Below are 12,343 nucleotides of genomic sequence, written 5' to 3' on the forward strand. Positions count from 1 at the left end.
TCAGCCGGCGACGGCGTCCCACAGAAGCTTCGCATTCAGCGCGATGATGACGACGGCGATGATCGCCGCAAGCGCGGTGGTGCGCCGCGGCGCCACCAGCTCGCCCATGACGCTACGCTGCGCCGTGAAGGCCACGAGCGGCACGACGGCGAAGGGCAGCGTCACGCTCAGCGCCACCTGGCTCAGGACGAGCAGCTGCGCCGTCGCCGATTCGCCGGCGTAGAGCGTCACGCCGATCGCCGGAGCGATCGCGATGCAGCGGGTGATGAGCCGACGCGTCGCCGGTTTCATCCGCAGCCGCACAAATCCTTCCATGACGATCTGGCCGGTGAGGGTGGCGGTCACGGTCGAATTGAGCCCGCAGGCGATGAGCGCGACGGCGAAGAGCGTCGCCGCGACCGGTTGCCCGAGCAGCGGCGCGATCAGCCTATAGGCCTCGCCAAGCTCCGCGACTTCGGTATGGCCGGTCGCGTGGAAGACCGCGGCGGCGAGAACGAGGATGGCGCCGTTGACGAACAGGGCGAGAAACAGCGCCAGCGTGCTGTCGATCACCGCGAAGCGAATCGCCTCGCGTTTCTTATCGAGCGGCTCGGCGACGGCGCGCGTTTGCACGACGAAAGAATGCAGAAAGAGATTATGCGGCATCACCGTCGCGCCGAGGATGCCCAGGCCGATGTAGAGCATCTCGGGGTCAGTGAAAAAACGCCGCGTCGGCACGAGTCCTTGCGCGATCTGCGCCAGATCGGGGCGCGCCATGATGAGTTGCGCCAAGAACGAAAAGGCGATGAGCGCAAGCATCGCGACGACGAAAAGCTCGATCTTGCGAAAGCCGGCGCGCTCCAAAGCAAGGACGAGAAACGTGTCGAGCACCGTGATAAAGATGCCGACCGCGAGCGGCAGGCCGAACAGCAATTGCAGGCCGATGGCGGTGCCGATCACTTCCGCGAGATCCGTGGCGAAAATGCCCACTTCCGCCAGGAGCCAGAGCCCGACCGCGGCCGGGAAGGGATAATGCCGCCGGCAGGCCTGCGCCAGATCCAGCTCCGCGCCGACGCCGAGCCGAGCCGCGAGGGATTGCAAGACGATGGCCATCAGGCTCGACAACACGGCGACGAAAAGCAGAGCCGTGCCGAATTTCGAGCCGCCGGCGAGCGCCGTCGCCCAGTTGCCGGGGTCCATATAGCCGGTGGCGACGAGATAGCCGGGACCCAGAAACACGAAGAGCCGCCGGAGAAATCTGCCACCTTCGGGCACATGCACGGAGCGGCGCATGTCGCCGCGTTGCGGAGCGGGCGCGTTGGCGGTCGTCGCTGGCGTCACATTTGTCTCCACGAGGCGCCGGCGGCGGCCGGACACAGGATTTTCTCGGCAAGGGTCGCGCAAAGGGCCGCTTCTTCTCGGCGAGAAGTTTTCACCTTAAGGCTTCCCTTTGTCACCAATGTAAATCGCGACGGGAGAATGTCATCTGCGGGCGAACCGGGGCCGCCGCAGCCGCGCCTTGTCGCGCGCCATCCGAGCAGGCATGCTCAGCAAGCTGAGCCGTCGCGATTCAGATCAGTCGATACGCTTGTCATGCGACGAGCTCATGGGCTGCGTCGTTTGCTTTGGCCGATAGGGCTGAGCGCTCGAAGCGGAACCACTGGGACGGCGATCGCCGTCCCGATTGCGACACAGAGTCAGAACAGCGGGGGCTGGTAATGTTCTCATTGACGATCCCGATAAGCTCGGAAGGCGGACATACGAGCTTCCATAATAATGTGCCCGATCCCGTGACATCGGGCGCCGAGCTGCCGACGTTCAAATTCGAGCTTGAAAAATCTCAAGGACGCGTCGACGGCGCCAGCTATGGCAAGGAAGCGACCGTCGCTCAGCTGCCGATCTCCAAGGATATCGCCGGCGTTTCAATGCGCATGGAGCAAGGCGTGATGCGCGAGCTGCACTGGCACGCGACCGCGGCCGAATGGGGGTTCGTCACCGAGGGACGCGTGCGCACCACCGTCATTGATCCGGCGGGATGCTCGGAGACCAATGACTTCGAGGCGGGCGATCTTTGGTATTTTCCGCGCGGCCATGGCCATGTCATCGAGACGCTGGGAAAAGACCTGTGTCATTTCATCCTTGTCTTCGACAATGGCTACTTCTCGGAGTTCGGCACGTTCAGCATCAGCGACTGGATCGGCCATGCGCCCAAGGAGCTGCTCGCCAAGAATTTCGGCGTCCCGGCGTCGACTTTCGACAGTTTCCCCAAGCAGGAAGTCTATTTCGCCAGGGGCAATATTCCGCCGGAGACCCCCGCGCGACCGCTGCAGGGATGGAAGCCGCCGCCGCTGACCCACAAATACAGCCTTCTGTCGCAAAAGCCCTATGAGACGTTTCCGGGTGGAATCGAGTGGCGCGTCGACGGATCGCAATTCCCGATTTCCACGACGATGACCGGCGTCGTTCTGGAAATGGAGCCCGGCGCGCTTCGCGAATTGCATTGGCACCCCAATGCTTCCGAATGGCAATATGTGCTGAGCGGACAGCTTTGCGTCACGCTGTTTGGATCAAAGGGCCGCTGGCGCCAGGAGACGTTCTCGAAGGGCGACGTCGGCTATATTCCCCAGGGCATGGGTCATTCGCTCGAAAATGTCGGGACTGAGAAGGTGCGCGTGCTGATCGTCTTCAACAACGCCCATTATCAGACGATCGATCTGTCACAATGGATCGCCGGCAATCCGACGGACATTCTCGCGACGAATTTCGGGCAGGATGCGTCGGTCTTCGAGAAATTCCCGCGCAGGGACGTCTTCATGACGAAGTGAGTAATACGAAATCCGTTTGAACGGCGCGGATGTCATTCCCGACGCGCGCAATGCGCGCGATCGGGAATCCAGAGCGCCACGATCCTTGTTGTGACTCTGGATTCCCGGTCAGGCCTTTGGCCTGCCGGGAATGACACTCTCCGAGCAAACGGATGAGCCGGTTTCCGTATAAGAGGCGCGTGTGAGCGCGCCTCGACCGCGCCCGTCACTTGCTGATCTTTCGCAGCAGCGCCTCGAGCCCTTCGGGGAAAATCAGATCGTGCGAGACCGCGATCTCGTCCGCGCTCCACCAGCGCCAGCCGAGCACATGGATTTTTTCCTCCTCGGTCAGGTCGCGCGGCTCGACCGCGAAGCGTTCGGTGCGGATGAGATAGTAGCGCTCCACCGCCTGATGCCAGTCGTCACCGATCTCCATCGGAAATTCGCGCGTCGCGACGACCGGACCGGGATCGAGAACGGTGAGGCCCGTCTCTTCATAGACCTCCCGACGCAGCGCCGACTCGAAGCTCTCGCCTTCCATCACCGCGCCGCCCGGCGTCGCCCAGAAGTGATGATGTCCGAGCGCGAGAAAATGCGGCGTGAGCCCGCCGGCGTAGCGCATCAGCAGGACGTCGTCATCCTGGTCGACGATCAGCGCGCGCGCGGCCTCGCGGCGCGGCAGCGCGCGGCCATCCCATGGCGCGGCGATTTCGGCGCGTCCCTCCGGCGTCGCCCAGTCGACGAGCGTCCATTTGCCGTCGTCATAGGCGATCCAATTCGGCGTGGCGTTGAGCACCGGATGCTCGCGCTTTTCGTCGAGCCTCTTGCCCGCGGCGAGCCGCCAGGCGATGTCGAGCACGCCGGCATGAGCGACGACCAGCACGGTCTCGCCGGCGCTTTCCTTGGCGATCTGGGTCAAGGCCTTGCGCACCCGCGCGGCGAAATGTTCCAGGCTTTCGCCTTGCGGCGCGGCGAAATCCGGCCGGCGCGTCAGATAGTTCGGATAGATGTCGGCGTGCGTCGCCTGCACTTCCGCATGCGTGTGGCCCTGCCAAATGCCGTCGTCCTTCTCGCGCAGGGCCGGGGTCTTGGCGACGTCGAGGCCGCGCGCGCCGGCGATCGGCGTCGCTGTCGCGAGCGCGCGGCGCAGGTCGCTCGAATAGACTCTGTCGAAATGCGCGCCGGCGAGTTCCTTCGCCAGGGCGGCCGCCTGCGCGCGTCCGCGCGCGTTCAGCGCAATGTCGAACTGGCCCTGAAAGCGCCTTTCGATATTCCAATTGGTCTCGCCGTGGCGCGCGAGACACAGAAGCGTGCGAGGCATGTCGTTTCGGATTTAAGGCGCAGGGGTCGCTGTGCAACGCCGCCGGGCGTCTACGCCTGCGGCGTCCGGCGTTCTAGGGCCTTGCAGTGCAAAAGTCAGTCCGCATTCGCGGGGTCGCGGCGAATAATCGCAAGCGCATGGGCGCGCGCCGCGCAAAAGAGTCCCTCGCGTTATCGCGCAGGCCTGCTATAAGCCTTTGATATAGATCACGCATTTGGCGTGATCTAATGTCTCAAGCCGGTGGTGAATTCCCCCGCCCGCAGCCTCGCGGGCAGCGTTTCGGCGAAGACCGCCACCGATTCCTCGCCATAGGTCGCCACCAGTTCGCGCAACGCCGCGCAGAGGGCGGCATGCGCGAAGGAATCGCTTTCGATCCCCGCGAGAATCGCCTCGGCGAAAGCCTCGGTGACATAGGCGAGGGCCGCTCGGTGCTGGTCCCCGCCCAAGTCGTAGAGCGAGGCGACGTTCAATTCGTTCATGACGCCACTCTAGAGAAGCCGCCCGCGCCGCGCGAGGCGACGCTCGCCGAAAGGTTAATTTCGCACATCGGCGCTTAGAGCAGGTTCCGAAAAAGTTGACAGACTTTTTCGATGAGAACCTGCTCCAATATTTTGATTTTGAGCGATTCCTTATCGATCACATGATTCCATGCGATCGGGAAGCGCTCTAGGGGTTTCCGTAGCGATAGGTGATGTCGCGGGTCAGCCGGGAGGCCTCCGCCAGATAGCGGGAGATCACCGTCTTGGCGTTGGGCGTGCAGGCGCGATAGGTCAGCTCATAGCCGCGAAATCCGTGGTTGAAGGACGCCATGAGCCTCTGGCGGCGCGCGCCGCTGGGGGCGTCGGCGTCGAGCAGCGCCGACATCTTCCCCCGCCATTCCTCGCCGTCGCCCGACCCGCAGAGGTCGCGCAGGAAGGCCAGCGCGCCGAGGACCTCCGAGAGCCGCGTGATCTGGGGATCATAGGGTGGCGGCGGCCCCTCCGGCCCGCTCGGCGCTCCGGTCGCCCCTGGCGCGCCCGGAGCCTGCTGATTTTGACCCTTCGTCTGGGTCTGCGCGGCGCCGTCTCGCTTGCGCGGCGGCGGACGCTCGGATCGCCGCGGTTCGGGCGCCCGCCGGTAACGGCGGGAGCCGTCGAAGCCGCCGAAGAGGAAATCGAAGGGGTCCTGGGCGGCGGCCTCGGCCGAAAAAAGCGCCGCGGCCGCCGCCGCAGCGAGCGCCGCCGTCGCGCGCTTTGCACGCGCCCTCATGGGTGCCGTCATGGGTAGAGCCGCTCCTTTTGCCAATCTTGGCCCGGCTCGGCCCGGAAAAAGCGGACGCGGTCGTGGAGCCGGAACGGCCGATCGGACCAGAATTCCATCGCGACCGGCGCGATTCGAAAGCCGCGCCAATAAGGCGGGCGGGGAATGCCGCCCAACGCATATTTTGCGGCGAAGACGGCGACGGACTTTTCGAGCGCGAACCGGCTTTCCAGCGGGCGCGACTGTTGGCTCGCCCAGGCGCCAATGCGGGAATCGCGCGGCCGGCTGGCGAAATATTCGTCCGCCTCGGCGTCGCTGACGCGGCTGACGGGTCCGCGCAGCCGCACCTGCCGGCGAAGCGACTTCCAATGAAAGAGCCCTGCCGCCTGCATATTGGCCTCGAGTTGGCGCCCTTTGGCGCTCTCGGCGTTGGTGTAGAAGACGAAGCCCTCTGGCGTCCATTCCTTCAGGAGCACCATGCGCGCGTCGGGCAGGCCGTGCGCGTCGGCCGTCGCCAAGACCATCGCCTCGGGATCGTTCGGCTCTTTGAGTTTGGCCTCCTGGAACCATTGGCCAAACAATGCGAAAGGTTCGGCGGCCTCGACAAAGTCACCCGGCGTTAACGCGTTCAAGCGAAAATCCTTTCTCAAGCCGATTCAAAGATCGGCGCTTCAAAGGTGGCGCTTTGCACTTCCAGTGCGTCAGACATACCGCCGCTTGCGTCATTGCTCAAATGTCGCGCGGCGCAACGCTCATCGTCCTGACGGCGACGGCCGGCGGCCTCGCCGGCTGCTCGATCGCCGTGCCCATGGCCTCGGACCCTTCCGTCATGTGGAATTCGGAGCGCGTCACGTCGGACGTCACAAGCGCGATTCCAAAATCTCCTCCCAAACTCTCCGGCGCGCTCGATTCGGAAGATCAGCGCCGGGCCATCGCGGCGCTGAGCACCGCGCTCGATCCGCAAGGAAGCGGGACGAGCGTCAATTGGGACAATCCGCAGAGCGGCGCCAAGGGCTCCTTCACGCCGGTGGGCCAGCCCTATCCGCTGGAAGGCAGAATCTGCCGCGCCTTTCATGGCGACATCGTCGTGAAAGAGACTGAGGAAAGCTTTCAGGGCGCGGCCTGTCGGGAAAAAACCGCCGAATGGGCGCTCACCGAGGTGAAGCGCTCCAGGAAAGGATGACATGTCGGCGCCCTTCGGCAAATGGCTCATTGTGACGACCATCGCCGCGATCCTCGCGATTCCGGCGTTCTTTTTCGTCGCGCGCGCCATCACGGCCTGGCGGCAAGGCTACGACTGGGCGGAAATGGATTGGGACGACAAGGGCCATACGTCGATGACGGATTTCCTGCGCGCCGCTGACGTGGGCAAGCGGCCGGTCGACGTCAATGGTCAGTCTTGCGTCGAATATTTCATCTATAGGGACGGCATCACGGTGAAGATCGTCTGTCCGCAACGCCGAAGCTAAAGCAACACACCCGGGTTGAGGATGCCGTTCGGGTCGAGCGCCGCCTTGATGGCGCGCATGGCGTCGAGCGCGACGGGGTCTTTCGTTTCGCTCAGGAGATCCCGCTTCAGCCGTCCGATCCCATGTTCGGCGGAAATCGAACCGCCGAACTCGTGCACGACGCCGTGCACGATGGCGTTGACCTCGGCCCAGCGCGCGATGAATTCCGCCTTATCGGCGCCGACAGGCTGCGAGACGTTATAGTGGATGTTGCCGTCGCCCATGTGGCCGAAGGGAACGGGCCGCGCCTGCGGAAAGGCGGCGCGCAGCCGTCGCCCAGCCTCCTCGATGAAGCGCGGAATCGTATTCACCGGAACGGCGATGTCGTGCTTGATCGAGCCCCCTTCACGCTTCTGGGCTTCCGACATGCTTTCGCGCAGCTTCCACAGGGCGCGCGCCTGATCCAGCGATTGCGCGAGCGTTGCATCTTGCGCCAAATCCGCCTCGATCGCCGCGGCGAGAATGTCGGCGGCGGCGCGCTCCGCTTCGCCATCGGCGAAGGCGGCGAGCTCGATCAGCGCGTACCAGTCGTGCGGCTGCGCCAGAGGATCGCGCGTTCCGGGAATGTGACGCAGGACGAGCTCGAGGCCCTGCCGCGACACGAGCTCGAAGGCGTTGAGCATCGGACCCGCGCGGCCTTTGACGAAGTTCAGCAATTGCAGCGCCTGAGCGGGATCGCGAAGCCCGAGAAAGGCGACGGCGTGGGAGCGCGGGGGCGGGAAAAGCTTCAGCGTTGCGGCGGTGATGACGCCGAGCGTGCCTTCCGAGCCCACAAAAAGGCGCGTCAAATCGTAGCCGGTGTTGTCCTTGCGCAGGGCGCCGAGGGTCGAGAGCAGCCGTCCGTCGGCAAGCGCGACCTCAACGCCCAGCACCAAATCGCGCATCGAGCCATAGGCGAGGACATGCACGCCGCCGGCGTTGGTCGCGAGATTGCCGCCGATGGTGCAGCTTCCTTCGGAGGCCAGCGAAAGCGGGAAATAGCGGTCGGCGGCCTGCGCGGCGTCTTGCGCCTGCGATAACGTTACGCCGGCCTCGACCGTCATCGCGTCGGCCGTCGCGTCGACGGCGCGAATCCGATTGAGCTTTTCCAGCGAAAGCACGACGGATGCGCCGCTTCGATCGGGGGTTTGTCCGCCAACGAGTCCGGTGTTGCCGCCTTGGGGCGTTACGGATGCGCCGGTTTCATTGCACAGCGCCAGGATTCGAGCGACTTCTTGCGGGGCGCTTGGCTTGAGAACGCAGAGCGCGCGGCCATGATAGAGGTCGCGAGGCTCAGCCAGGTAAGGGGACATCGCCGTCGCATCCGTTACGACGGCCGCCTCGCCGACAATAGCCGCGAGACGAGAAAGCAAAAGAGGCGCGTCAGACCGAATGGCTGTCACAGTCAGTAAGATGCGCCCTTTTTGTCGCGCTGTCCTTAGCGATAGTGACGGCGGCGATCATCTTTGCGGAGGGCGTAGACATAAGCGCGCATGGCGACCGGCGCGCTTGCGAGGACGATACTGCATAATGTCGCGGCGATAAGCGCATTCATCATGACGTTCTCCTTCCAGACCACGGAAATCATTGAATTTCCGGCTACGCTGGACGACTCGCAAATCCTATGCCTGATTTGGGCGGCCGGCAACTCCGCTTTGCCAGAACCCCGCCGCGCCTCGGCGTTTCTTGATTATCCTGTGACATTCTTGGCACGCAAGAGCGGCGCAGGCCCCGACAATTTCATCCAAGCAGACGCCGTTTTGCGGATTTGCGTCCACTCGACTTCTCGAAAACGGCCACGATCTCGACATGCGCCGCATAGCGGAACTGGTCGAGCGGCGTGATCTCCCGGATGACGTACCCGCCTTTGAGCAAAATTGCGGCGTCACGGGCGAAACTTTGTGCATGGCAGGAGACGGCGACGACGATCGGAGCTTCCGATCGCGCGATTTCAGCCGCCTGAGCGGCGGCGCCGGCGCGCGGCGGATCGAACACGACGGCGTCGAACCCATTGAGTTCGCTGGCGCTGAGCGGACGCGCGAAGAGATCGCGCGTGATGCCTTCGAGTGTGCGTAGGCCTGGCGTCGCATGAGCCGCGGCGCGCATCGCCGCGAGTGCTCCGGCGTCCATATCATAGGCTTTCACTTGCGCGCGCCGCGCCAGCCGAAGCGCGAAGGCGCCGACGCCGCAGAACAGGTCGGCGACATTTTGCGCTTTCGCCGTCGCGCTCAGAACGCGCGCCGCGAGCGTTTCTTCGCCGGCCTGGGTCGCCTGCAGGAAGGCGCCCGGCGGGAGCGTGAGCGCCGCTTCGCCGATTTTGACCTGCGGCGCCTGGCGTAGCGCGACAAGCATGCCGTGATTCGTCAGCCGCGCGAGATCATGCGCGTCAGCCGCGGCGAGCAGCGCGCGGGTTTCGGCCTCGTCGAGCGGCCCGGCGCCGCGCAACTCGACGTCCAAACCGCCGAGGGTCGCCGTGACGGCGATGTCGAGCGGCTTGCCGCGCGGCGCGAGAATCGCGGCGATCGCGCGGGCGGCGGGCAGCGCTCCGGCAAGTTCGGGCGCGAGCACTGGACAGGTCTCGATTTCGACGATTCGATGCGAGCGCGCCGCCATATAGCCGACGCGCGCCTTGCCGGCGTCGAACCGGGCGTGGAACGTCACGCGCCGCCGGCCGGCGCCATGTGCGTCGACGGTCGGCGCGACGTCGAGCGTCAGACCCGCATTTGCGAGCGCCGTCTCGACGAGACTGCGCTTCCACTCCGCATAGCCGTCTGCGCGCAGCGTTTGAACGGCGCAGCCGCCACAATCCTCAAAGTGCGGACAGATCGGCGCGATACGCTGCGACGACGCTTCGATGATTTCGATGAGGCGCGCGTGCTCGCCGCCGACCTCCGCAATCACGGTCTCGCCGGCAAGCGCATAAGGAATGAAGACGCGCCGCTCGCCAAGTAGCGCCACGCCCTCGCCGCGATTGCCGAGCCGCTCGATGACGAGACGCTGCGAGCCAATCACCAAGCCCCTCACCTTACCTCTCCCCGCAAGCGGGGAGAGGGGACGGCAGGCGTTCCGCGAAAAAATCGCGCGCTTGCTCTGTCCCGAAGGCGTGGCGCCGATATCCCTTCTCCCCGCTTGCGGGGAGAAGTGAGATGAGGAGCCGAGGGCTTGGCCTGACTTTCAAACAATCCGTTTGTCCTATCCAAGCGTGGCGTGAACGAGAAACTCACGATTGCCGTCGCCGCCCTCGATCGGCGAAGGAATGACGCCGTTTACACGCCAGCCCAAAGCTTCGATTTCGCCTTCGATGCGCGCGCAAACTTGTGCGTGAATTCTCTCGTCGCGCACCACGCCTTTCTTTACGGCTGCGCGGCCGGCTTCGAATTGCGGCTTGATCAGCGCGACAAAATCGGCGCGTGGCGCCGCGAGCGAAAGAACATGCGGAAGCAGGACGCTAAGCGAAATGAAGCTCGCGTCGATCACGATCAGGCTCGGCGCCTCGACCAGATGCTCAGCCGTCAGCGTGCGGGCGTCCTGCCCTTCGAGCGATGTCACGCGCGGATCTCCGAGCAGCCGCGCATGTAATTGCCCGTGACCGACGTCGACCGCGACGACATGGCGCGCGCCGCGCGTCAGCAGAACGTCGGTGAAGCCGCCGGTCGAGGCGCCGACGTCGAGACAGAAGCGCCCGTGAGGATCGACGCCATACTGGTCGAGCGCATGCGCCAGCTTCACGCCGCCGCGCGACACCCAGGGGTAAGCCGCGCGCGCGACAATATGTGCGTCGGCGGCGATTGGCTCGGAGGGCTTTTTGACAATGCGGCCGTCGACGCTCACGAGACCGGCTTCGATCGCCTCGCGCGCCTTGGCGCGACTCTCGAAAAGCCCTCTCGCATGGAGAGCTGTGTCGGCGCGGCTCGCGACCATCGTCACTCTCCGGTCTGCAGCAGCGTGCCGGCGCGCCGCGCGCTTTTCAGCAGCAGGCCGAACGCCGCCGATGCGGCCGCGAACAAAACGACGTCGATCACGAAGCCCTGCGCCAGCAGATCCCAGCGGATGACGTGATCGATCAACACGCCCCGCAGCCCTTCGAACACATAGGTCGGCGGCAGCATCCAGGAGATCGGCTGCAGCCAGTTGGGCAGCGTGGTCACCGGATAATAAACGGCGCCGAGCGGCTGCACGAAGAACATCAGCGACCAGACGAGGTTTTCCGCGCCAAGTCCATAACGCAGCAGAATGCCGGAGACGAAGAGGCCGATGCTCCAGGCGAACAACATCAGCACGACGAAGAAGGCGGCGAAGGCGATCCCCAGCGACCAGAGATTGAAGCCGAAGAACAGGATCGCAAAAATCGTGACGGGAAGCACGCCGACAGCAAGTCGAATGAGGCTCATGGCGACAAGCGCGCCGACGAACTCCGTCGGCCGTAGCGGGCTCATCAGAATGTTGGGGAGATTGCGCGACCACAGTTCCTCGATGAAGGAGAAGCAGAAGCCCTGTTGCCCGCGCAGCAGAATGTCCCATAGAAGGATGGCGCCGATCAGCGTGCCGGCGGCCTGCGCCGCCCCGCCAGGGGCTGCGAGCGCCCCGGCGCGCACGAGATAGGTCTGCAGAAATCCCCAGGTGAGGAGCTGGACGGTCGGCCAATAGATGATGTCGAGCACGCGCGTATAGGACGCGCGTAAGAGATAGGCGTAGCGCAGCACCATCGCGCCGATGCGCTTGAAGGAAACATTCATGCCGGCGCTCCGTCCACGCGGCCGCGGGCGACGTCGAGAAACACTTCTTCGAGCGTGTCGCGGCCATAGCGCGCCAGGAGACTTGCGGGCGAATCATCGTCGACGAGCGTCCCGTCCTTCAACATCAGCACGCGGTCGCATAGACGCTCGACCTCGCTCATATTGTGGGAGGCGAGCAGAATGGCGCAATTATGCGTGCGCCGATGCGCCTCTAACCGCGCCCGCACCCAGTCCGCCGTGTCGGGGTCGAGCGACGCCGTCGGCTCGTCCAGCAGCAGGAGCTGCGGGTCGTTGATCAGCGATTTGGCGATGGCGACGCGCGTTTTCTGGCCTGCGGAGAGACGTCCGGTCTGGCGGTCGAGAAAATCCCCAAGCGCCAGATCCTTCGCAAGCTGCTCGATCTTCGCGTCGAGATCCTCGACGTCGTAGAGCATGCCGAAGACGCGCAAATTCTGCCGCACGGTGAGGCGATGCGGCATGTCGACATAGGGACTTTCGAAGTTCATCCGGCCGAGCGCGCCGTAGCGCTCGCGCGACATGTCGCAGCCGAAAGCGTGGACCGAACCTTGCGTCGGTTCGATCAGCCCCATCACCATACCGATCGTCGTGGTCTTGCCGGCGCCGTTGCCGCCGAGCAGCCCGGTGACGGAGCCGGCCTCAAGCGAGAAATCGAGCGGGCCGACCACTCTACGCTTGTCGTAACTCTTCGAAAGGCCGGCGACGGCGAGCGTCGGCCTTGGCGCGACTGCATTTTGGGACATGGAGAGTATTAAGCTC

Annotated in this window: 14 protein-coding genes; 3 read left to right on the forward strand and 11 right to left on the reverse strand. The window is 64.5% G+C overall.

From position 1 onward, the window contains the following. A complete protein-coding gene (locus tag HUN39_RS07830) occupies window positions 1-1,332 on the reverse strand; it encodes an Nramp family divalent metal transporter (protein WP_175094024.1) in 1,332 nt (443 codons plus the stop codon). Between the two features lie 365 nt (window positions 1,333-1,697). Between HUN39_RS07830 and HUN39_RS07835 the strand changes: the two genes are divergently transcribed. Next, window positions 1,698-2,804: a cupin domain-containing protein gene (locus HUN39_RS07835; protein WP_175093906.1), complete on the forward strand. Its 1,107-nt coding sequence runs from the start codon at window positions 1,698-1,700 to the stop codon at window positions 2,802-2,804. A gap of 205 nt (window positions 2,805-3,009) precedes the next feature. Here HUN39_RS07835 and HUN39_RS07840 read toward each other — a convergent pair whose 3' ends face one another. From HUN39_RS07840 to pdxH, 4 genes are all read right to left on the reverse strand, one after another. Then, window positions 3,010-4,104 carry a histidine phosphatase family protein gene (locus HUN39_RS07840; protein WP_175093907.1) on the reverse strand — a complete coding sequence of 365 codons (1,095 nt, stop codon included), beginning with the start codon at window positions 4,102-4,104 and terminating at the stop codon, window positions 3,010-3,012. Window positions 4,105-4,328: 224 nt separating this feature from the next. Then, window positions 4,329-4,583, reverse strand: a complete 255-nt coding sequence (locus HUN39_RS07845; protein ID WP_018406540.1) for a hypothetical protein — start codon at window positions 4,581-4,583, stop codon at window positions 4,329-4,331. A 187-nt stretch (window positions 4,584-4,770) separates the two neighbouring features. Continuing rightward, entirely contained in the window at window positions 4,771-5,364 is a 594-nt protein-coding gene (locus HUN39_RS07850; RefSeq protein ID WP_232365977.1) for a TIGR02301 family protein, read from the reverse strand. After that, window positions 5,361-5,975, reverse strand: a complete 615-nt coding sequence (gene pdxH / locus HUN39_RS07855; protein ID WP_175093908.1) for a pyridoxamine 5'-phosphate oxidase — start codon at window positions 5,973-5,975, stop codon at window positions 5,361-5,363. Before pdxH ends, HUN39_RS07850 begins: the two co-directional genes overlap by 4 nt. 101 nt (window positions 5,976-6,076) lie before the next feature. Here pdxH and HUN39_RS07860 point away from each other — a divergent pair, with 101 nt between their 5' ends. Together HUN39_RS07860 and HUN39_RS07865 are read left to right on the forward strand one after the other, a co-directional pair. Then, window positions 6,077-6,526, forward strand: coding sequence for an RT0821/Lpp0805 family surface protein (locus HUN39_RS07860; RefSeq protein WP_175093909.1), 450 nt, complete (start codon window positions 6,077-6,079; stop codon window positions 6,524-6,526). A 1-nt stretch (window position 6,527) separates the two neighbouring features. Further along, window positions 6,528-6,812 carry a hypothetical protein gene (locus HUN39_RS07865; RefSeq protein WP_175093910.1) on the forward strand — a complete coding sequence of 95 codons (285 nt, stop codon included), beginning with the start codon at window positions 6,528-6,530 and terminating at the stop codon, window positions 6,810-6,812. Here HUN39_RS07865 and HUN39_RS07870 read toward each other — a convergent pair. The 6 genes from HUN39_RS07870 to HUN39_RS07895 form a co-directional block, all read right to left on the reverse strand. Then, window positions 6,809-8,233: an FAD-binding oxidoreductase gene (locus tag HUN39_RS07870; RefSeq protein WP_175093911.1), complete on the reverse strand. Its 1,425-nt coding sequence runs from the start codon at window positions 8,231-8,233 to the stop codon at window positions 6,809-6,811. The genes HUN39_RS07865 and HUN39_RS07870 overlap by 4 nt on opposite strands. 35 nt (window positions 8,234-8,268) lie before the next feature. Further along, window positions 8,269-8,418: a hypothetical protein gene (locus HUN39_RS07875; RefSeq protein ID WP_175093912.1), complete on the reverse strand. Its 150-nt coding sequence runs from the start codon at window positions 8,416-8,418 to the stop codon at window positions 8,269-8,271. A gap of 152 nt (window positions 8,419-8,570) precedes the next feature. Continuing rightward, window positions 8,571-9,839: a class I SAM-dependent RNA methyltransferase gene (locus HUN39_RS07880; RefSeq protein WP_175094026.1), complete on the reverse strand. Its 1,269-nt coding sequence runs from the start codon at window positions 9,837-9,839 to the stop codon at window positions 8,571-8,573. A 183-nt stretch (window positions 9,840-10,022) separates the two neighbouring features. After that, window positions 10,023-10,751 carry a TlyA family RNA methyltransferase gene (locus tag HUN39_RS07885; protein ID WP_175093913.1) on the reverse strand — a complete coding sequence of 243 codons (729 nt, stop codon included), beginning with the start codon at window positions 10,749-10,751 and terminating at the stop codon, window positions 10,023-10,025. Window positions 10,752-10,753: 2 nt separating this feature from the next. Further along, complete coding sequence (locus HUN39_RS07890; RefSeq protein ID WP_175093914.1) at window positions 10,754-11,566, reverse strand: ABC transporter permease; 813 nt, start codon at window positions 11,564-11,566, stop codon at window positions 10,754-10,756. After that, complete coding sequence (locus tag HUN39_RS07895; protein WP_175093915.1) at window positions 11,563-12,327, reverse strand: ABC transporter ATP-binding protein; 765 nt, start codon at window positions 12,325-12,327, stop codon at window positions 11,563-11,565. Before HUN39_RS07895 ends, HUN39_RS07890 begins: the two co-directional genes overlap by 4 nt. Between the last annotated feature and the right edge of the window lie 16 nt (window positions 12,328-12,343).

Source organism: Methylocystis silviterrae (assembly GCF_013350005.1).
Taxonomy (GTDB): domain Bacteria; phylum Pseudomonadota; class Alphaproteobacteria; order Rhizobiales; family Beijerinckiaceae; genus Methylocystis; species Methylocystis silviterrae.

Excerpts from the sequence above, each read along its gene's own strand:
- HUN39_RS07835 (WP_175093906.1), top strand. The coding sequence starts at position 1,698 with ATGTTCTCATTGACGATCCCGATAAGCTCGGAAGGCGGACATACGAGC.
- HUN39_RS07840 (WP_175093907.1), bottom strand. The coding sequence starts at position 4,104 with ATGCCTCGCACGCTTCTGTGTCTCGCGCGCCACGGCGAGACCAATTGG.
- HUN39_RS07845 (WP_018406540.1), bottom strand. The coding sequence starts at position 4,583 with ATGAACGAATTGAACGTCGCCTCGCTCTACGACTTGGGCGGGGACCAG.
- HUN39_RS07850 (WP_232365977.1), bottom strand. The coding sequence starts at position 5,364 with ATGACGGCACCCATGAGGGCGCGTGCAAAGCGCGCGACGGCGGCGCTC.
- HUN39_RS07860 (WP_175093909.1), top strand. The coding sequence starts at position 6,077 with ATGTCGCGCGGCGCAACGCTCATCGTCCTGACGGCGACGGCCGGCGGC.
- HUN39_RS07865 (WP_175093910.1), top strand. The coding sequence starts at position 6,528 with ATGTCGGCGCCCTTCGGCAAATGGCTCATTGTGACGACCATCGCCGCG.
- HUN39_RS07875 (WP_175093912.1), bottom strand. The coding sequence starts at position 8,418 with ATGATTTCCGTGGTCTGGAAGGAGAACGTCATGATGAATGCGCTTATC.
- HUN39_RS07885 (WP_175093913.1), bottom strand. The coding sequence starts at position 10,751 with ATGGTCGCGAGCCGCGCCGACACAGCTCTCCATGCGAGAGGGCTTTTC.
- HUN39_RS07890 (WP_175093914.1), bottom strand. The coding sequence starts at position 11,566 with ATGAATGTTTCCTTCAAGCGCATCGGCGCGATGGTGCTGCGCTACGCC.
- HUN39_RS07895 (WP_175093915.1), bottom strand. The coding sequence starts at position 12,327 with ATGTCCCAAAATGCAGTCGCGCCAAGGCCGACGCTCGCCGTCGCCGGC.